Source organism: Prolixibacter bellariivorans ATCC BAA-1284 (assembly GCF_000621705.1).
Lineage (GTDB): Bacteria > Bacteroidota > Bacteroidia > Bacteroidales > Prolixibacteraceae > Prolixibacter > Prolixibacter bellariivorans.
In genome coordinates this window covers 1-21780 of sequence record NZ_KK211332.1, presented here as the reverse complement: position 1 = coordinate 21780, position 21780 = coordinate 1, and the positions used below count along the sequence as shown (strand labels likewise).

At 41.7% G+C, this 21780-nt stretch carries 16 protein-coding genes; all 16 read left to right on the top strand.

Annotation, left to right across the window (positions count from 1 at the left end; all coding sequences use genetic code 11):
• Nucleotides 1-7 precede the first annotated feature (7 nt).
• The gene (locus tag T426_RS0119220; protein WP_027586146.1) at nucleotides 8-1729 is read left to right on the top strand and encodes a RagB/SusD family nutrient uptake outer membrane protein; all 1722 of its coding nucleotides are present in this window, start codon (nucleotides 8-10) and stop codon (nucleotides 1727-1729) included.
• Between the two features lie 171 nt (nucleotides 1730-1900).
• Nucleotides 1901-2947, top strand: coding sequence for a LamG domain-containing protein (locus tag T426_RS0119215; RefSeq protein WP_148303780.1), 1047 nt, complete (start codon nucleotides 1901-1903; stop codon nucleotides 2945-2947).
• 112 nt (nucleotides 2948-3059) lie between these two features.
• Complete coding sequence (locus T426_RS0119210) at nucleotides 3060-3263, top strand: fibronectin type III-like domain-contianing protein (protein ID WP_025865077.1); 204 nt, start codon at nucleotides 3060-3062, stop codon at nucleotides 3261-3263.
• Nucleotides 3264-3310: 47 nt separating this feature from the next.
• Entirely contained in the window at nucleotides 3311-4762 is a 1452-nt protein-coding gene (locus T426_RS0119205) for a DUF1593 domain-containing protein (RefSeq protein ID WP_027586145.1), read from the top strand.
• Nucleotides 4763-4855: 93 nt separating this feature from the next.
• The gene (locus T426_RS0119200; RefSeq protein ID WP_027586144.1) at nucleotides 4856-6226 is read left to right on the top strand and encodes a glycoside hydrolase family 88/105 protein; all 1371 of its coding nucleotides are present in this window, start codon (nucleotides 4856-4858) and stop codon (nucleotides 6224-6226) included.
• A gap of 83 nt (nucleotides 6227-6309) precedes the next feature.
• On the top strand, nucleotides 6310-7923 hold the full coding sequence (locus T426_RS24360) for a glycoside hydrolase family 28 protein (RefSeq protein ID WP_051569031.1): 1614 nt from the start codon (nucleotides 6310-6312) through the stop codon (nucleotides 7921-7923).
• A 309-nt stretch (nucleotides 7924-8232) separates the two neighbouring features.
• Nucleotides 8233-8910: a response regulator transcription factor gene (locus T426_RS0119185; RefSeq protein ID WP_025865080.1), complete on the top strand. Its 678-nt coding sequence runs from the start codon at nucleotides 8233-8235 to the stop codon at nucleotides 8908-8910.
• Nucleotides 8907-10178: a sensor histidine kinase gene (locus tag T426_RS0119180; protein ID WP_027586143.1), complete on the top strand. Its 1272-nt coding sequence runs from the start codon at nucleotides 8907-8909 to the stop codon at nucleotides 10176-10178. Before T426_RS0119185 ends, T426_RS0119180 begins: the two co-directional genes overlap by 4 nt.
• A 116-nt stretch (nucleotides 10179-10294) precedes the next feature.
• Nucleotides 10295-11101: a PepSY-like domain-containing protein gene (locus T426_RS0119175; RefSeq protein ID WP_148303781.1), complete on the top strand. Its 807-nt coding sequence runs from the start codon at nucleotides 10295-10297 to the stop codon at nucleotides 11099-11101.
• 76 nt (nucleotides 11102-11177) lie between these two features.
• Entirely contained in the window at nucleotides 11178-12461 is a 1284-nt protein-coding gene (locus T426_RS0119170) for a nucleoside hydrolase-like domain-containing protein (RefSeq protein WP_025865082.1), read from the top strand.
• Nucleotides 12462-12560: 99 nt separating this feature from the next.
• Nucleotides 12561-13916, top strand: coding sequence for a glycoside hydrolase family 28 protein (locus T426_RS0119165; protein WP_081782475.1), 1356 nt, complete (start codon nucleotides 12561-12563; stop codon nucleotides 13914-13916).
• A gap of 323 nt (nucleotides 13917-14239) precedes the next feature.
• On the top strand, nucleotides 14240-14947 hold the full coding sequence (locus T426_RS0119160) for an SGNH/GDSL hydrolase family protein (protein WP_159103347.1): 708 nt from the start codon (nucleotides 14240-14242) through the stop codon (nucleotides 14945-14947).
• A 560-nt stretch (nucleotides 14948-15507) separates the two neighbouring features.
• Nucleotides 15508-16848, top strand: a complete 1341-nt coding sequence (locus T426_RS0119155) for a hypothetical protein (RefSeq protein WP_025866307.1) — start codon at nucleotides 15508-15510, stop codon at nucleotides 16846-16848.
• Between the two features lie 86 nt (nucleotides 16849-16934).
• Nucleotides 16935-18359, top strand: a complete 1425-nt coding sequence (locus T426_RS0119150; protein ID WP_027586141.1) for a hypothetical protein — start codon at nucleotides 16935-16937, stop codon at nucleotides 18357-18359.
• Nucleotides 18360-18366: 7 nt separating this feature from the next.
• Nucleotides 18367-19806 carry a DUF1593 domain-containing protein gene (locus T426_RS0119145; RefSeq protein ID WP_025866308.1) on the top strand — a complete coding sequence of 480 codons (1440 nt, stop codon included), beginning with the start codon at nucleotides 18367-18369 and terminating at the stop codon, nucleotides 19804-19806.
• A 313-nt stretch (nucleotides 19807-20119) separates the two neighbouring features.
• Nucleotides 20120-21643 carry a DUF5060 domain-containing protein gene (locus T426_RS0119140; RefSeq protein WP_025866309.1) on the top strand — a complete coding sequence of 508 codons (1524 nt, stop codon included), beginning with the start codon at nucleotides 20120-20122 and terminating at the stop codon, nucleotides 21641-21643.
• Nucleotides 21644-21780 lie beyond the last annotated feature (137 nt).

Below are 21780 nucleotides of genomic sequence, written 5' to 3'. Positions count from 1 at the left end.
TACCGTAATGAAAAAGTCAATATTTATATACTTAAGCATCCTTCTGCTGTTTGCCACCTCTTGCAGTAAGTTTCTGAATGAGGACAACAAAGGAGGGATAACCAATGATAAATTTTACAGTAAAGCAGACGGATACAAAACACTGGTGACCGCTGCTTATTCCGACCTGAGGAGTATTTACGGAACTACACCGATTCTTGATCTGGCAGGGACAGACCTTTACCAGGAAGCAAAGGCGGAAGATGCAGTAGCCTTGGCGGCACTGACCCGTTATCAGTCCCTGGACCCGTCTGAAAGTCATGTAGAAGACTTTTATACCAATTGCTACAAGGCTATCCAGGCTGCCAATGCAGGGCTGTATTACAACAATCTGCCGACAGATCTGAGCGATGCTCAAAGAACACAGTATGATGGTGAACTTCGTTTTTTAAGGGCTTTTTATCATTTTATCCTTATGGAGCAGTTTGGAGGGATCGTTATCAGTGACGAATATACCAACAGCCCGAAAATAAACATTCCAAGGTCCAGCTTGGCCGACAGTTACGCGTTTGTGATCAGCGAGATGGAACAGGCCTTGACCGAGGTATCTGCCAGCGCCTCGCCAGGCAGGGTAAACAAGGACGTTGTCAATCATTACCTGGCCAAGGTCTACCTGAGCCGGGGATGGGATCTGGGCTCGTCCGACGATTTTCAAAAAGCCAAGGACTATGCCGATGCGGTGATCTCCAGTAAAGGGGACATCAGCATCCCGTATAACAAACTTTGGGACGAGGCCGGTGAAAATAATAAAGATTTCATCTTTACGGTTCAGTACAGCCTGAACTCGATCGCTGATGTCCAAAAAGATGGTAATACACAATCGTCTCTCTTTGCATCTTATGGCGGAAGCGCGGGTCTCGGAATGAAGCGCTCCACTGAAACCTTAATCCCGGCCTACCAGATTCATCATAGTTTCCAGCAGAACGACGAACGCTATGCTTATGACTTTATGTGGTATACGTACAAGCCTTACTTTAACTATTATAACCCCGATGGTACAGAGCAGGTGATGTATTATAACCCTGTAATTTGGGATCCCAACAAAACGGAGTTGACAGCAGCAGACAGTGCTCAGTATATACAGGAAGTGAAGACTATGACGGGTCGTGACCTGGCGAGTGGGTTCCTTCTTTTCCCTATCTGGAAGAACGACCGGCAAAAATATGCCGAACAGGCCTGGGGTGGTACCAGTGGGCGTGTACCAGGCTTTAAGAAGTTCGATTGCCCGGAGAACGCGTTGAACAGTACTCTCGAGTACAGTGCAAGTGTCAGGGATATTGTGCTGGCCCGTCTTGCGGGGACCTATTTTCTGAAAGCTGAAGCCTGTATTGCCCTGAATCAGATTCCCGAAGCCCGTGATCTGGTGCAGAAAGTGATTGATCGTCCGGGTAACAAGATTGATCCAAACGGAACCGATCTGACCAATGCGCTGGATAACGCTACCGACCAGCAATCGGCTTTGGAAGCCCTCTTCCTGGAGAAAGGGAAAGAGATGCTGGGCGAATATGATGGAAGATGGCCCATGCTGAGAAGGACAAAAATGTTGAAGTACATGCTCGAAAAATACAATGTTGATTTTGAGAAAAACGGCATTACATTCCAGGACAAATGGTACCTGCGCCCGATACCTGAAAATGCAATTACGCTTAATGAAGGGTTGACTAACGATGACCAGAATCCTGGATATTAATTGTCTTGTAGCCATTCAGCCAGTTTTTCAAGCCAGGTATTTGAAGCATTTCAGACTGTAAGCTTGAAAAACGGCTGCTGGAAAATGCATCTTGTACAAAACAAAAATGAAACAAAAATGAAAAAGATATCAATATTAGCAATAATGTACATCGCCTTAATTGGTATTACCATGGTTAGTTGTACGAAGACTAATCCCTGGAACCCTAAGCAGGCCTGGTACGAGGACAAGGACGGGGACGGAAGAGGTAATCCACTGGTTTTTGTCTACTCCGCTATTCAGCCAGTTGGTTATGTTGCCGACAATACTGACAACAATGATAATCTTCCATGTGAAGAGGCGAGCCCATTCTATGCGGACAAAGATGGTGATGGCCTTGGCGATCCCAATGATATCATCATGGCATGTGAGGCTCCTCCGGGCTATGTCGATAATGCTGATGATAAATCAGATTTTGCACCAATAGATTATACTCCTGTACCTGTTCCAGAGCCTTTATTCGCCTACAATTTTGATGAAGGTCAGGACACAGTCGTTCACAATTCCGGTTCATTAGCTACCCAGTATGATGCCCTTGACATGAGTGCAAATATACCATCATGGTCGGACAATGTACCGAGAAGTGGCGGAACCCACTCAGTCGATTTTGGTACAAAATACGATACTTATAACTACGTTCATAGTTCAACAATGATACCTGAGTTGGCCGGTATGACTCAGATTACGGTGACCGGTTGGGTTAATAACAAATTAGACGAAACTGGTTCGGGAGGGAACCGTGTTGTTTCATGGATTAATAGTGGCCATGATGGTTTCGATATCGTTTATATGAAAGGTGGTAGTCTCAATACTGGTATTAACCAGTGGCCAGACAAGTCAGCGGCGATAAGTAGTGCCAAGATAACAACCAACCCGCTTGGCAGTGCTTCAAACTGGGTGTTTTTTGCCGTCACCTATGATGCGAATGATAATGGTGGAACTTTGAAATATTATTTTGGCGACAACGTTAGTAAAGCCTACATGGATAATGAGTTTCCTTATCCGGCCGGACCTATCGGACAGGGTATTGGTCATCTGGCTATCGGGCAATTCAATCAAGAGTGCATCCATTATGGTTACCAGCGGATGTTCAGGGGCCTGATTGACCAGGTAAAAATCTATGACAAAGTTTTAACGTTAGATCAGGTTGTTACTGTTCAATTGCAAACACAACCCTAATTTAATTGTCTTTTGGACAGGTATAGCATAGTGGAAAGCTTATGCTATACCTGTTCTTTTGCGTAATCGTCGAAAAATATATGAAGTCTTTCTTGGTAAAGTTTCTATTTGAATGTTAATCAGTGTGAAGACATTGGTGGAGTTGAAAGGGTTTAAGAAAATATTTCTGACGAAAGGGGAATCAAAAATAGTGGATTTAAAAAATACCTTGGACAAACTGAAATTCTTCGACCGGAACATGCATGAGGTTTTGGAACCGGGCATGTTTACCGTGTCTGTGGGGAAAGTTCTGCAGAGTTACAGTCGGTTGAATTAATCGGGAACGACTAAGGTATATTTCATACACAACTAAACATAAATAATATGCGCTCTAATTTTTCGTTTCTATTCTTATTATCGCTGATCACGATAATAGCGGGGTGTTCCAGTTCGCAACATAAATTTGTAAGTCCAATAAAGCCACGGGTTATCGTATTGACCGATGCTGAGATTGACGACCAATGTTCCATGGTGCGTTTTCTGCTTTACGCAAACGATTTCGATATCGAAGGAATTATTACGACAAGTTCTCAGTATCATTCTCATGGACATCGGTGGGCCGGTGATGATTGGTTGAAACCCTTCCTTGATGCCTATGGAAAAGTTTATCCCAACCTGATTAAAAACAGTAAGGGTTACCCGACGCCGGAGTACCTGAGAGCGCATTCGTTCCTTGGAAATGTGGCGTCTGAAGGCGAGATGGATTCCATCACACCGGGGTCACAGCAAATTGTAAAAGTATTGTTGAATAAATCAGACAATCGACCCGTCTGGATAGAGGCCTGGGGTGGTACAAATACCCTGGCCCGGGCGCTGAAAACCATTGAAGAGAAACATCCTGAACGAATGGCTGAAGTCGCAAAAAAAATGCGCTTTTTCTTTATATGGGAACAAGATTCAACCTATCAGTCTTACATCCGCCCTCACTGGGGGAAATATAATATTCCAACCATCATTTCCGACCAGTTTGAGGCCATAGCCTATCGGTGGAAAAATATTCAGCCGGAAAAAATGCAAAAGTATTTCGATGCTGCATGGATGAATGAACATATCCTGCAAAATCATGGGCCCTTGTGTTCGCTTTACAAGGCGCACACGGGTGATGAGGAAGGTTTTGACAAAGGAGATTTCCGCTCAGAGGGAGATTCACCCGCTTTTATATATGAGATTCCAACCGGATTGCGCAGCACCGAATCGCCGGATTGGGGCGGCTGGGGCGGCCGCTATGTAAGGGTACGCGAGAATACCTGGCTTGATCCGGTACCGGTTAAAGGCTATGAATATCCAAAAGGTCGCTGGTATGGAGGCTCGGGTTGGGGAAGGCTTGGCGAAAAGGAAGGTTTAACATCGGCCACAAGCGAAGCATTCAAAGAATATTTTAAACCCATCTGGAGATGGTCGGATGCATTTCAAAACGATTTTGCAGCACGCGCTGAATGGTGTGTAAAGCCCTTCAAAGATGCCAATCATCCTCCGGTTGTTCAACTGGCCAATGCTCTTGACATAAAGGCAAAACCCGGTAGCAAAATTCAACTGAGCGCTAAAGGGACAACCGATCCGGATGGCGATCAATTAAGCTACACATGGTGGGAATATAAAGAAGCAGATACCTATGGCGGAGTCATCGATATTCAAAATGCCGATCAGCGGGATGCTTCATTCAACGTACCCGAAGATGCTGCTCCGGGCGAAACCATTCATGTGATTTGTGAAGTGAAAGATAACGGTACTCCGCAACTGACCCGTTACCAGCGTGTGGTCGTTACGGTTGAATAGATTTAAATCAAACATACAGTAAATATGAAAACTTTAAGTAAAATGAGGATTTATCGTTCCGTAGTTAAAGATGCGCCAAATTGCAGAAAACGGATGAGCTTGTACAAATGGGTGCTGCTTATCGTTTGCATTTCACTAAATACCTCAAACCTGTTTGCACAGGAAAAAACAGAGAGCCGAGTTCCGGATTATCCTGTTCCTTACACCTATCCATCAGTTGATAGTATTAAAGGAGTATTAAACCGGGTGCGGAACTATTATGATTCGACCTGCGATTTGAAAATTATCGATTCAAAAACAGGAAAAGAGATTACTGATTTTACCACGCCGAACAAGAATGCACGCGTTTCAGAAGGATTTGCCGGCGAATGGTCTTATACCAACGGAGTGGTTCTTTCTGCTTTCGAATACATTGATGATGTGACAGGTGACTCGACATATTTTGCCGACAATACCCGTTTTTTTAATCTGGTAGTTAAAACCCTGCCCTATTTTGAGAAGAACCATGAGGTATTCGGTAAAGAAGCCCGGGGCGGTTGGGGCAGAACTCCCAATTTTAAGGCGTTGGACGACTGCGGGTCAATCGGTGCGGCGATGATCAAGACCTATCTGAAGAATAAGAACAAGGATTATTTGCCGTTGATAGACACCATTGCCGATTATATTTCCAACAGGCAATTCCGTTTGAAAGATGGTACACTTGCACGTCACCGTCCACAGTATGTATCGGTTTGGGCAGACGATCTGTATATGAGTGTACCTTTCCTGGTGAACATGGGTAAACTTACCGGAGATCATAAATATTACGATGATGCAGTAAGACAAATACTCCAAATGGCTCAGAGACTGTATGTCCCTTCAGTTGGATTGTTTGATCACGGATGGAATAAAAACTCCGGAGAGTATGATCCTCGCTTTTACTGGGGACGTGCAAACGGTTGGGCAATTTTATCTATGTCTGAAGTCTTGAGTGTCTTACCTGAGAATTACCCTGGCCGCAATAAGGTTTTGGATTTGTTCCGTTCTATGGTTCGTACTTTGGCTCATCTTCAGGATGGTACCGGTTTTTGGCATAATTTACTGGACAAAAACGATACCTATCTGGAAACTTCCTGTACCGCTATTTTCACCTATTGTATCGCGAAAGGAATCAATGAAGGATGGATTAGTCATGTGTATGGTCCTGTTGCGATAATGGGCTGGAATGCCGTTAACACACGCGTTTTAAAAAACGGGGCTGTAGACGGAACCTGTGAAGGAACTACTTTTGCAAGCGACAATACCTATTATTACTATCGGGGCAGAAGCATTTACGCCACTCATGGTTATGGTCCGGTACTTTACGCCGGTGCCGAAATGATACGCCTATTAGAAAATGACAAGTTCATCATAGTGAAGCCTAAACCCAATTCTATTAACAGTGCCTTTCATTTTCTATTAAAAAGCGAATGGCCTGAAAAGTAGTTAAGGTCTTGTGGCCAGATTCTTCTAAAGACCAGAGGAATCCATAGTGTGATACATATGCTAAAAACAAAGAAACAATCATTATGAACTGGAAATCAACATTAAAATTAGTACTGATACAAATTGTATTAGTAGGCTTGTGCCAACATGCATGGGCACAGGTTCCCAATAAGATCGAGCCGTTCGTTACACCTTTCGGGGAATTCGATTTTCATAGGCCACATTTCCCTGATAAATCTGTAAATATTACCGATTTTGGGGCAAAAGAGGGTGGCAAATTTAAAAACACGGAAGCCATTAACAAAGCCATAAAACAGCTATCAGCGTCTGGTGGCGGTACCGTGGTTGTTCCTCCGGGTAAATGGTTAACAGGCCCCATCGTATTATTGAGCAACATCAACCTTCATTTGGAGGAAGGAGCGGAACTGCTTTTCAGTCAGGATTTCAACGATTATTTGCCAGAAGTACTGACTAATTTTGAAGGGTCGGAAGTGTATGCTTATTCACCTTTCATTTATGCGTTTAAACAGAAAAACATTGCGATTACAGGTAAAGGAGTATTGAATGGACAGGGAAAACCCTGGTGGGAACAGCGTAAAAATCCGGGATTTGGCAATCGTAAATTAATAGAAATGAATGAAAATGAGGTTCCTCTAAAGGAAAGGCATTTTAATTCGTTGGATAATTACCTGCCTCCGGTATTTTTTGGTCCACTGTATTGCCAACATGTCCTGCTGGAAGGAGTGACGTTCAAATATGGTGCTTTTTGGACTATCAATCCCAGTTTTTGTGAGGATTTAATTGTTCGGGGTATTCATATCCTTACCGATGGCGAATATGGCCATACTCCAAATGGTGATGGTATCAATCCTAATTCATGCACGAATGTACTGATTGAATACAACACCATTTCCACAGGCGATGATTGCATCACCATAAAATCAGGGCGTAATAAAGATGGCCGGAGGATTGGAATGCCCTGCAAAAATATCCTGATCCGTCACAACAAAGGGTTGCGAGGTCATGGAGGTATTGTCATTGGAAGCGAAATGTCAGGAGGCGTTGAAAATGTATACGCGTATGACTGTCGATTCAACGGCACTGACAGGGTGATCCGCATAAAAACCGACAGGGGAAGGGGCGCTTACATTCGGAATTGTTGGTTTAAAGATATATCTGCAGATACCATTCAGCGCGAAGCCATTCGGATTAATATGCTTTATTCCGGCGGGGACAGGCTTCCTGTGCAGGAAGTGAACAGCGGAACACCTGTGGTGGAGAATATCCACTTTGAAAATATTCGATGTGCATATGCAAAGCGCAACATCATTCAAATCATCGGGCTGCCAGAAATGCCTGTTAACCACGTGTCATTTAAGAATATTGAACTGGGAGGAAAGCTTGGGATTGACGTGAAGGATGCCAAAAACATTACATTTGACAACCTGACCATCTCCAATAAAGTTGGTTCACCAGCAAGTATATCCTTTAGCGACAGTATAACGATCGACAAATTAAAAATTGCTGAAACAGCCCCGGAGAAACTACCTATTCTGCTAAACGATGTAAGTCATGTTCAATTGACCAACCTGGAATATCATTCTGGAAAAGAAATGGTAAAAATAGCAGGAAAGGCTGATCATTTAGAATTTGACAAAAGCGTACCAGAGAATAAGATAGTCCGGGAAGCGAAATAAATTTTCTAATGCATAATGCAGGTTAACAAATCAAAATTTTGCTGCAGTTGAATGGGAAAATTCAATTGGTTTTATTCTGAAAAAGTGAAAGATACTGGCAAACTTTCCAGGTGGAACGAGCCAGAATCTTTCATTTTTACGCTAAATCAAAAGAATCTCGTGAAAATTCGAAAATATACATTTCAGCATGATGTGCTGAGCTTGTCGGTTCATTTGCCATTGTGTGCGCAGAATTACTTTATGGCCGTTTTGTTGTCAAATTTCAAGTGGGCAATATGACTTTTGTTCACCAACGATAAACTCAGTTATATGAAAATCCTTGTCATAGAAGATGAACCCGAAATGAAGGAACTAATCAGGAAATTTCTTCAGGATGAGGGCTATATAGTCGAAGAGGCCGGGACCTTTAGTTCCGGTTTGGATAAGATTGTTTCTTATGATTACGACTGTATTCTTCTTGATATTATGCTACCCGATGGAAATGGTCTGGCACTGTTGCAGAAATTGAAAAGCATTGAAAAAGCAGATAGTGTCATTATCATTTCAGCAAAAGATTCTCTGGATGATAAAATAAAGGGGCTTGACCTTGGGGCTGATGACTACCTGACCAAGCCCTTCCACCTGGCCGAATTGAATGCGCGGATAAAATCGGTCATACGCCGCCGAAGAGCAGATAACCACCAGATGTTGGAGCTGGAAAATGTGAAGATCAATATTGAAGAAAGATTGGCTTTGGTAAATGATGGACCTGTCAATCTGAACCGTAAAGAATTTGATATTCTTGTGTTCTTAATGATGAACAAAAACAGGGTTACCAGTAAATCAGCAATTGCTGAAAATATCTGGGGTGACTACATCGATCAGGCCAATGATTTCGATTTTATTTATTCGCAAATTAAGAACTTGCGAAAAAAACTACGGAATAGTGATGCCATGATTGATATCGATGTCGTTTACGGGATGGGTTACAAATTAATTGTGAAATGAAGCTCATTAATCACACATTAACATTGCTTTCTGCGATTTTGTTTGTCCTGATCAGTTTGTGGGCGATTCTGTTCTATTATCAGGTACTCAAGCAGGTTAAAAAGACCATTGATGAAGGCCTTGCTGATTATAAAATTGTGGTCATCGACAAATTAAAGGATGATTCTCTAATCGTTGAACAGGATACCTTTGAGGAAAATAACTATCTCATAAAACGGGTAGATGAAAAGTTTGCTCTTCAGGTTAGGGATACTTACAGAGATACCGTCGTTTTTTCCAACCTCAAAAACAAGACGTACCAAACCAGGTTGTTGACTACCGCTTTTGTTGCATCTAATGGGAAATATTATGAAATGAAGCTTATCTCACACGAGATAGATAAATCCAAATTAATTCAAAAAATCGCCACCTCATTATTTTGGTTGTACCTGCTGCTATTCGCCAGTTCGATTCTGGTCAACAATTTTGTCCTGAAGAAAACCTGGGAACCTTTCTACCAACTGTTGAATTACCTCAATAAGTTCAGGCTGGACAGGGGAGCCATTCCCGAACCCACTAAGACAAAAATCGAGGAATTCCGAATGTTGAACGATTCGGTTACAAATCTGGTAAGGACTAACGTAGATATCTTTAACAACCAAAAGCAATTTATTGAGAATGTTGCGCATGAATTGCAAACCCCTTTGGCTATCGGAATTAATAAACTCGAATTATTTGCCGGAGATGAGGATTTATCGAAAGATCAAATCCAGAAACTTGGTGCCATTATCGATACCTTACGGCGACTTTCAGGGCTGAATAAATCGCTGTTATTGTTTTCAAAAATTGAGAACAGGCAATACATACAAGTGGAACAAGTTTATTTCGACGATGTTTTTAGCAAGATTATTCAGGATTTTTCAGATTACACGGAATACCAGGATATTAAGATCGAATATCAAAAAGAAGATAGTTGGGTCTTTAAAATGAACAAGGACCTTGCAGTCATTCTGGTCATGAACCTGGTAAAAAATGCAATTTTTCATAACCAACGCGGAGGAGAGGTCCTTGTCAAACTTTGTTCATCCTCATTCACCATTGAAAATACAAGTAAGGAATCAGTGAAGCTGGATGATAAATTGTTTGAACGTTTTGCCAGAAATTCAACAGATATTGGTTCAACCGGATTGGGACTGGCAATTGTGCGTGCCATAGCTGATGTATCTGGATTAAAGTTATTCTATTCGTTCAATGGGAAACATGTCTTTGAAGTAAGCGAGAAGCGTTAGCTAATATTTGGTTATCATTTGTTTTTGACAGGAAGAAATTCCAGATTGTTTCCAGATTGTTTCCCATTTTATTACAGGTTCATGTTTTTTCTTTGTATCAACAAAATTTGAAAAAGGTGAAGAAGACGATTTACATATTAGTTTTCGTCCTTTTGGGGATGAGTGCAGCAGCACAGAGTATTAGTCAGGAAAACATACCCGCTGTGGTCTTGAATTCCTTTCAATTAAAGTTTCCTAATGCGGAAGATATTCGTTGGAAACTAAAAGATGGCGACTATGAAGTGAGGTGTAAAGTAAATGATAAGTTGAACGAAGTGACGATAAATTACAAGGGGCAGATCCTAAAATATCACCAGGACTTGTACGTGAGTCAAATTCCCGGGGTTGTTCTTAAAACCATCCGTTCTAAAGAACCTTTTTTCGACGTGGGTGATGCGGACAAATTTGAAGAAGGAGGGAGAACCGAATATCAAATAGAATTCAAAATTGATGGGAAGCACCGGTATTTTTGGATCGATGACAAGGGGCATTTGATTAAATATCGAAAAGAATTGAAAGACGATGAAATTCCAGCTTCAATCATGGAATATATACGCACAAATTACGGTCCGTTAGATGATATTGACAGAGCCAAATACGTAATCGAAAACGGGAAAAAGTATTATATCATTGCCGGAGATGCTGCGGTCTTTCTGTTTGATGATAAAGTAAACTTATTGGAATATCATAAAGATCTTCCGGAATCTAAGGTTCCGTCGCCCATTATGAGTACCATCCATGAATCCTATAAAGACTATGATATACGAGATGCAGATATGACCGACAGAGGGGGAGTAGTCACCTATACGATTCGGCTGGAAAAGTCACATAAAAATGTCAATGTAACGTTCAATCCGGAAGGTCGAATTCTGTATGTCAAATAAAAAAGAGTAACAGACGGCTAATAAGCAATTGATAAAGAATTTATTAAAAATATTTTGAAATAAAATTTATCCGATCATGAATAGAATTGCACTGATTTTTAGTTTCTTAGTTTGTAGCGCTCCACTGTTTGCTCAGCAGCCGGTGTCAGAGAAGCCACGGGTGCTTATCAGCACGGATATTGGAGGTACAGATCCGGATGATAATCAATCGATGATTCACTTGCTGATGTATAGTGATATGTTTGATATTGAGGGGCTCGTTTCTTCTCCTTCCTATGGATACGGTAATGAAAACCAGATTTTGCGAGCGATCGGTCTCTATGAAAAAGATCTGCCCAATCTTCGGAAACACAGGAAAGATTTTCCATCACCCGAATACCTGAGGTCTGTGACCAAGCAGGGGCGTCGCGGGGGAGCACCGTACGTTGGGTACACCAAGGCCAGTGAGGGCTCGGACTGGATTATCAAATGTGCACAGAAGAAAAGCGACCGGCCACTCTGGGTGTTAGTTTGGGGTGGGCTGGACGATGTAGCTCAAGCGCTGCATGATGCACCGGAAATTCAGAGTAAAATCAAAGTTTACTGGATTGGCGGACCGAATAAGAAATGGAGCGTGAACAGCTACGCCTATATTGCCGAAAATTTTCCTGATCTATGGTTTATTGAGGTGAATGCTTCCTACAGGGGCTTCTTTTCCAATACCGGTGTACCGGACAGCCTGAATACCGATAACTATTACGCTCGTTATATCCGTGGTGCGGGATACTTAGGAAAAGATTTCAAAAGATACTATGACGGTCGGATCAAGATGGGGGATACACCCTCGGTATTGTATATGATGAACGGTGTTCCGAACAATCCCCAGGGGGAAAGCTGGGGCGGCAGTTTTGAAAAGATGAACCACAGTCCTCGGATTATTTTCAACCAAAATGCAACAATTGCTGATACGGTTCCGGTTTATTCTGTACTGGAATTCCACCTCAAGGGGCCGAAAATCGAAATTCCATCTGATTCCACCTGTTTTACACTGAAGGTTGCGGGGCAAAAATGGGGAGGTTTCTATCTTGGCAATGGCAACTATGGAGTAAGATATGCGCCCAAAAAGGCCGAGACATTAACTTATACGATTACTTCAGGTATTCCAGGATTTCGAGACCGTGAAGGTACGTTTGTGGTAGATGACCATTGGCCGGGCAAACCAGGACCTGCAGATTATCAGTTAGGCACCAATTGGTATACTGACCGCTCAGATCCGAAATTATTCGACGGGCAATGGCAAGGAGCTAAAACGATACTAAAGTGGCGAAACGAAGCATTGCTGGATTGGGCAAAACGATGGAAATGGCTTTCGGAAAAATAACAAAATGAAATAGTGTTATTAGCGAATATATAAGATAAGCATATTCCATTCATGTGCAATACACATCATGGTAACGAAGAAATTTAAGAACCATAGGAAATGAATAAGTGCTTTCTATTTTTTATCATGCTCATCTGTCTTAATTGTTCTAATAGAGAAGAAAAAACAGCTATCTATAATGTCTATGACTATGGTGCAAAAGGAGACGGAGTAACCAACGACCAGAAAGCCATTCAAAAAGCTATTGATGCGTGTAAAGGAACAGGGGGCACCGTTTTATTTTCAGAAGGAACCTTCTTATCAGGACAATTAGTGCTTGGGAATGATATGGTCCTAAAAGTAGATTCGGCTGCGACAATATTAGGAATTCAATCAGATGCAGAAGCCGCATATCCTCATCACAAGATTGAGACCCAATTTCCGAACCGAATGTTACATGATTGCCAACGCCGGTTGATTTACGGCAATCATGTACGAAATGTAACCATTACAGGAAAAGGTAAAATTGACGGTCAGGGAGATTATTCCCCGTGGATGAACGTAAAGGAACTGGGAACAGAGAAAGACAGGCCCTCAATTTTAGCATTTGTCGGCTCCAAAAACATTACGGTTTCAGATATTACCATGAAAGACCCCGGATGCTGGACCCAGGTGTATATTGAATCTGATAGTGTTACCATTCGCAATATAAAAGTGAATACCGGCAAACTAACACCAAATCGCGACGGCATAGACATCGTGGATTGCCATAATGTGAATATAGAAGACTGCAATATTAAATCCGAAGATGATGGCATCTGCTTTAAAAGCGGAAGCGAATATGGCTGTAAAGATGTTGTCGTTCGCAACTGCGTTATAGACAAACTGAATGTAGATGCCGGAAACTGTTTTAAGCTAGGGACAGATGGTATAGGAAGCTTCATGAATTTCGACGTTTCCGGATTAACCCTGAAAAATGCACATCAAAATTCGGCGCTGGTAATTGAGTCGATGGATGGCGCTGTGATTGATAATATCAATATCAGCGATTGTCAGATATCAAATTCAGGGCAAGCCATTTTTATGCTCCTGGCAAATAGAGAACGTACGGTTCCGGGAAGAAAACCAAGAATTGGAAGTATTTCTAATATCCATTTTAAAAATATTAGTGGCAATGGATTTACGCAACAATATCCTTCTATAATCACAGGGATTAAAGGGCACAATATCCAGAATGTAACTTTTGAGAATTTAAATCTAGCGTTAAAAGGTGGAATAAATACCACCAACCAAACGGTTATGGAGTATAATGGGAAATACCCGGAAGGAAGCAAATTTGGGATTACAAATGCCTATGGTTTTTTTATTAGACATACAGATAAGGTTGATTTTATCAATTGCCATATAACGACAGAACTACCAGATGCCCGAAAATGGCTTGTAAAAGAAGATGTTGGAAACGTATCTGTCAACTAGTTGGTTAAACAAAAGTATATAATTAGAATACTGAAAACCAAACCTAATTCCATAAACAGCGCATTTTATTTTCTATTAAAAAGCGAATGGTCTGAAAAGTAGTAGTAGCGAAGTTGGGCAGAAATCATCAGCCAAGTCTTAAACAAAAATTCATCATGCCATATAGGAACAAAAATGCCGATACTTTGCTGTGTCGTAGTTCTTTTCCACTATTTTTCGCTGAGAAGAGAACAAAAGTCATTACCGCGGGGTTGAGTTTTATTTTGTTTTTGATTCTGCTGCTTGCCGGTCTGAACCTAAAAGCAGCAAAACCAATCAAAATTATGCCTGTGGGGAATTCCATTACAGCGGGAGAACATTATCGCTATCCGTCTGTAGCGGAAAGGACCGGCTATCGGAAAGCATTGTATGAGATGTTGGTCAAAGCAGGCTATAACGTCGATTTTGTTGGTTCACAGGATCATGGTAAGCGGCCGAAAGATGACCCGAATTGGTATGATTGGAATAACGAGGCCTATCCGGGTTGGACCATCCCCGCGATTACCGAAAAGGTTCAAGAGGTATTGCCCGTATATCAGCCTGATATTCTCCTGGTTCATGTGGGTACCAATGGCAGAGACTGGGCACAGAAACCCCGGCAGGTCATGGATATGCTGGATATGATTAATGCGTATTCGGTCAAAGATAATCATCCGGTAACGGTATTTCTGTGTAAAATCATCAAAAGGTTTTATCTGGAAGATTCAGGTCCAACCAGCCAATTTAATAATGAAGTCTCAAGATTGGTAGCTCAAAGGACAAATGATAAAATCAAGATTATTATGGTGGATATGGAAAATGGAGCTGGACTGGACTACACTGACCACATCCCTGATCCCGCGGCCAAACCACCATACAAAGGTGGAGATATGTGGGGGCGCAGATATCCTGGTGTTCCCTATGACAAATACCATCCCAATGACAAAGGAAATATCAAGATGGCTAAAAAGTTTTATGAGGAACTCGTTCTGAATCTGGGCAAACCCAAATGAGGAAGATGGTCGGTAAAATTTCGTAAAATGACGGACGTTTTGTAAAGAGAGTGTAATTGCATCCAGAATTTACCTGTTTTTATCTCAGAGGAATAGTCAAGCTGTGAACGACCTCCAGTCAACTTTCCCCAAAAACAGAAACTTGAATTGTAACTTTTCATCTCCACTCTCAACAACATTGAATAACCGGAGGTGTTTTGTTCCGGTACTTTACTTGATTAAAAAGAGCTGAAAAGCTCTTTTTTCTTTTCATGAATACGTAGAAATAAGAATCATCAGGTAGAATAGTCTGAGCAGGAAAAGGTTGGTCATTTTAGACACAGCTAAGGATGAATTTGGTTTAAGCTTAGTTTTCTATTTGTTCATGGATAATGAGTTTATTGTGAAGAAGAGAAGAAAATGTTGATGTCTTATATCTGATTTGTTGTCAATAGGACAGAATTTCAGATTGTCTCCAGATTGTTTCCCATTTTATTTCAGATTCGGGTAGTTTCTTTGGTTATAAGAAATTGATAAATGAAATAATTGAGAATAGGCATAATACTAAAATTTGGATTGCTATGAAAAAAAAGATTCTTTCACTATTCGTATTTTTTTTATTATCTGTTACTGCTACATGGGCTCAGCAACTGGCATTTCCGGGTGCCGAAGGCTTCGGAGCATACGCCATGGGCGGACGGGGCGGCCAGGTTATATACGTAACAAACCTGAAGGACAATGGTACTGGTAGTTTGCGCTGGGCTGTGGAACAGGAAGGTCCACGCACCATTGTATTTGGTATTTCCGGTACAATTGAGCTTAAAAATAGATTGAGGATAAAAAACCCATACATCACAATTGCCGGACAAACGGCACCGGGGGGGGGAATTTGCCTGAAAGGGGAAACACTACAGATTTTAACACATGATGTTGTTGTTCGCTACCTCCGTGTTCGTTTGGGTGACGGGAAGTATGGGATAGGCAGTAAGCAAGGGAAAGATGCTATTAGCGTAAGCGCAGGTGAAAATATCATCGTTGATCATTGTTCGGCCAGCTGGACCTTGGATGAAGCGCTATCTGCTGCCACCAGTAAGCCCACTTTAACGAATGTGACCGTTGAATGGTGTTTCATTACTGAAGGTTTGAATCCAGACAACCACGGGTTCGGATCTTTAATTCGTGGAACTGGAGGTGCAAAATACAGTTATCTGCATAATCTCTATGCAAATAATAAAGGTCGTAATCCCCGCCCAGGAAACTATAATAGTAATCCATATTATAAAGATCCTAAAGGTTTGTTGCTCGATTTTAGAAACAATGTGATCTACAACTGGGGAGGTGATCATGCTGGTTATAATGCGGATTCTATTAGTGTTACCCGGCTCAATTATGTCGGTAACTATCTGATTCCGGGAGTAGATTCAAAAAACAATGGGATTGCTTATTCCACTGGCTCACCTTATAACAAATCTTATTTCGCAGGAAATTACTACAACGGCAAACTTCCCGAAAACCAATGGAGTTTGGTGAAGTTTCGTAAAAACTGGACGGATGGGGAAATCGGCGATTATAAACAGACCAACCCATTCGAAACCGGCCTTGTGAACAAAGAAGATGCGAAATCAGCATACCATCGGGTGCTCGAAACCGGTGGGGCATTTCTGCCAAAACGTGATGCTGTCGATCAACGCATTGTGAACGATGTTAAAAACCGTACGGGAAAAATTATCAAAAGTCAGGAGGACGTTGGTGGCTGGCCGGAACTACAGTCGGCTCCCGCGTTAAAAGACAGCGATAAAGATGGAATGCCTGATAGCTGGGAGGTGAAAAATGGCCTGAATCCCAATAACGCTGCTGATGGAAACACTGTTGCATCTGATGGCTATACCATGCTGGAGAAATACATGAATAGTATAAATTAGGTGATGACGGTTCAATATCGGCAGTCGAGCAACATCACATTTGTCAAATTTGAATACAAAAGAAATCTCAACTAAACATTTTAATCATGAAAAAATATTTTTTATCGATAGCAGTCATTTTACTGTTCGTTTCTACATCATGGTCTCAACAATTGGCATTTCCAACCGCTGAAGGCTATGGAAAATATACTGTAGGAGGCCGTGGTGGCGCTGTTTATGAAGTTACTAACCTCAATGATTCAGGCGAAGGGAGTCTTCGTGCAGGGGTTGAAGCATCTGGGCCACGAACTATTGTTTTCAGAATTTCGGGAACAATAGACCTGAAAAGTGATATGAGAATTAAACATCCCTATATCACAATAGCAGGGCAAACAGCACCTGGAGACGGTATTACCCTGAGAGGATATCCACTTTTGATTGATGCTGACGAGGTTATCGTTCGTTACATCCGGGTTCGACTTGGAGATGAATCAGGAGACGCAACAGACGCGATTACCAGTCGGTTTACCAACAATCTTATTTTAGATCATGTGTCCGCCAGTTGGAGTGAGGATGAAACAGTCTCCATATATCACGGTAAGAATCTAACGGTGCAATGGTGTGTGATTTCAGAAAGTCTTTACCAATCCAACCACCCCAAAGGCAATCATGGCTATGGCGGTATTTGGGGATCGAACTACAGCACGTTTCACCACAATTTGATTGCCAATCATTCCAATCGTAATCCACGCTTCGCATCGGGGTGCGGCAATGTTGACTACCGAAACAATGTAGTGTACAACTGGGGCTACGAGCCTACCTACGGAGGTGAAGTCAATCAGCTGGGGACTGATAAGTTTAATTTCTCCAACATCAATATGGTGGCGAACTATTACAAACCGGGCCCAGCAACGGAACCTGGCGATGTAAGCCATCAAATTGCCAATCCTTGGTCTCGTAATGGCGATGCTGACTATGGAAAATGGTATATTGCCCAAAATGTGATGGTTGGTAGTGCTGAAGTTACGTCGGACAATTGGAAAGGCGTAATGCCTTCCTTAACAGCTATTAAAGGAGTTCAAGAAGCTAAGAAAAAGAACCCTGCTGCTATTCCGGGTTTAAAACTTGACCAACCATGGACAGCCATGGCAATCAACCAGCAAACGGCTGAAGAAGCTTATAAATCTGTTCTTGCCAACGCAGGAGATATCCTACCTAAACGAGATCCTGTAGACATCCGAATTATTAACGAAGTTAAAAATGGTTATGCCACTTACGAAGGCCCAACCTACAAAAAAGACCACAAGGTTGCCGATCCATCAAAGAAATGTGGAATTATCGATTCCCAGAAAGATGTCGGTGGCTGGCCTGTGCTGAAAAGCACTCCTGCACCAGCAGATACCGACCATGATGGTATGCCCGACAAATGGGAAACGAAGCATGGCCTAAATCCGAACAATGCTGCCGACAGAAATAAAGTTGGAGCAGATGGTTATACCATGCTGGAGAAATACATTAACAACCTTAAATAAAACGATCATGAATAAGCAACTAATTTTAGGTCTTCTGTTTTTGTTTATTACCGGACAAGTAATTGCTCAAAATACAGATGTAAAACCACGTGTTATTGTCTTGACCGATGCGGAGATTGATGATCAGTGTTCGATGGTACGTTTTCTGCTCTATTCTGATGATTTTGATATCGATGGTATTATCACGACGAGTTCGCAGTACCACTCTCATGGCCACAACTGGGCGGGGGACGATTGGATGGATCCATACCTGGATGCCTATGCCAAAGTCTATCCTAATCTGAGAAAAAATGATCCTGATTACCCCACACCCGGCTATCTGAAAGCACACACATTCCTTGGTAATGTGGATAAAGAAGGTGAGATGGATTCCATCACTCCAGGGTCACAACAAATAGTAAAAGTACTGTTGGATGAATCAGATAATCGTCCGGTCTGGATTCAGGCCTGGGGTGGCACCAATACCCTGGCCAGGGCTCTGAAAACCATTCAGGAAAAATACCCGGATAAAATGGCTTATGTGGCCAAAAAGTTACGGTTCTTTTTTATCTGGGAACAGGATAACACGTATCAATCCTATATTCGGCCCAACTGGGGAAAATACAACATTCTGACCATCATCTGCGATCAGTTTTGGGCCGTTGCTTACCAATGGGATAAAGTATTACCGGCGGATAAACAAAAATACTTTAAAGCCGACTGGATGAAATCCCATATCCTGGAAGGTCACGGGCCACTCTGTTCGCTCTACCAGGCACATAAGGAAGGTGACAAGGGTGGATTTCAGGAAGGCGATTTTAGATCGGAAGGCGATTCCCCATCATTCTTTTATGCCATAAATACCGGCTTGACAAACGGGAACATGGATCATCCCGATTGGGGAAGTTGGGGTGGCCGCTACACTAGAGTCAGGGCGAATACCTGGCTTGATCCTGTACCTGAATCGGGCTACACTTATCCGAAAGGAAGATGGTATACAGAAACAGGCTGGGGGCGCCAATATATGAAACATGAATACCCCAAAAATCTGGATTTGATGAAGGAGTATTTCAAGCCAATTGCCCGTTGGACAGATGCTCTTCAGAACGATTTTGCCGCAAGGGCCGATTGGTGCGTAAAATCGTATCAAGATGCCAATCATCCTCCAGTGGTCAAACTGAAAAACGCTTTGAGCATAACGGCAAAACCCGGTAGTAAAATTCAATTGAGTGCCAAAGGGAGCTATGATCCGGATGGTAATAAACTAAATTACCAATGGTGGCAATACAAGGAAGCCGAAACCTATAAAGGAACCATTGGATTCCAGGATGCCGATCAGCAGGATGCTTCATTCACCGTACCAGAAGATGCCGCTCTGGGCCAAACCATTCATGTGATTTGTGAAGTGAAAGACAATGGTTCACCAGTATTGACCCGTTACAAGCGAGTTATAGTAACTATAAATTAAGAGGATAATTTATTCCTCTTATCGACGAGTTCGAGATGCTATAAGCGGTGTTACCAGACGCAAGGACGGTACATCTCAGTTGAGCTGTAACGAACCATAAATGATATAGAATCATGGATGATTTTCAACATCAAATAATCTCTCTCGTTTCATAATGAGGGGGATGTGAATTAATTAAAACTACTAAAAAACCAATAGATTAATACTTGTTGAATTGACTTAGATGATTTTCATAAACCTTTACCCCGAACCCTTTTAGAGGCATTATGAAAAAGCAATAGTGAACTATTTTAACACTAAAAAAGGAACACCTATGAAATTTAAATTAGTGATTGCATGTATCTGTGTTGTTTTGAGCATACAAAATAGTAATGCATTAGCCCAAACAAAAGTGGAGAGATGGAAGATTTTCGAATTAACTCTTAATGGCCCAAAAACAGGCAATCCTTTTATGGATGTTGAATTGAGTGCCGATTTCCGGCAGGCTGGTAAAGTTGTATCTGTTGCTGGTTTTTATGATGGCGAAGGCAAATACAAAGTTCGGTTTATGCCTCAGTTTGAAGGAGAATGGACGTATGAGACTAAAAGTAATATTAAAAAACTGAATGGGAAAAAAGGCAAGTTGGTTTGTACAGCACCAGCACCCGGAAACCATGGTCTGGTATCGGTCAAGGATACTTTTTATTTTGCCTATTCCGATGGTACACCCTATCATCCTTTTGGGACTACTTGCTATGCATGGGTACATCAGGGTGATAGTCTGGGAGACCTGACAGTGAAAACCTTATCAAAAAGGTATTTCAATAAAATAAGAATGTGTATTTTCCCAAAGAGTTATAGATATAACAAAAATGAGCCAAAGTATTATCCGTTTGAGGGAAAACCGCTTACCGATTGGGATTACACCCGATTTAATCCGGCTTTTTTCAGGAATATCGAAAAACGAATTGGACAATTGGATTCATTGGGGATTCAGGCCGACCTGATTATTTTTCATCCTTACGATCGTTGGGGCTTTAAGAATATGGATGCTGCCACGAACGATCGGTACATACGCTATGTCATTGCCCGGTTTGCTGCTTATAAAAATGTGTGGTGGAGTATGGCTAATGAATACAATTTAATCAAGAGCAAAAATATGGCTGACTGGCAACACTACTTGCAGTTATTTGCTGATAATGATCCATACAATCATCTACGAAGCATACACAACTCTGGAAAAGTATTCACCGAGAGTCCTTTGATTTCCCATCTTAGTATTCAGAGTCGAAATGTCGAGCAAGCCAATGATTGGCGGGAAAAATTAAAAAAGCCGGTTATATACGATGAGTGTAAATATGAAGGCAACATAGAAAGACCTTGGGGAAGTCTTACAGGACGCGCAATGACGGATCGAATCTGGGTTGGAGTTATTAACGGTGGCTATGTAGGACATGGAGAAACGTTATTAACAGATGACCTTACCTCTTCGGCAGTATTATGGTGGTCGAAAGGAGGAACCTTAAAAGGAGAAAGTCCTGCTCGCATAAAATTCCTCAGGAAAATTATAGAATCAGCACCCGCATATTTGACACCGGTTAAAAGTACACACAGAAATGCATGGGACGTTAATAGACTGTCTTATAAGGACGAATATTTTCTGGAATATATTCCTTATGAATTTCAACCTGTTCTTTATAACCTCAGTTTACCCGAGGGTAAAAAATACGAGGTTGATGTCATTGATACTTGGAATATGACCACAGAAAAGCTTCCAAAACTATATTCGGGAAGAAAAAATGTAATTCCATTGCCCGGAAAAGCTGGAATGGCCATACGGATGGTGTTGGTGAAATGATGATATGAAAGTTCATGTTTTATATCTGATTTGTTGTCAATAGGAAAGAATTTCAGATTGTTTCCAGATTGTTTCCCATTTTATTTCAGATTCGGGTAGTTTCTTTGGTTATAAGAAATTGATAAATGAAATAATTG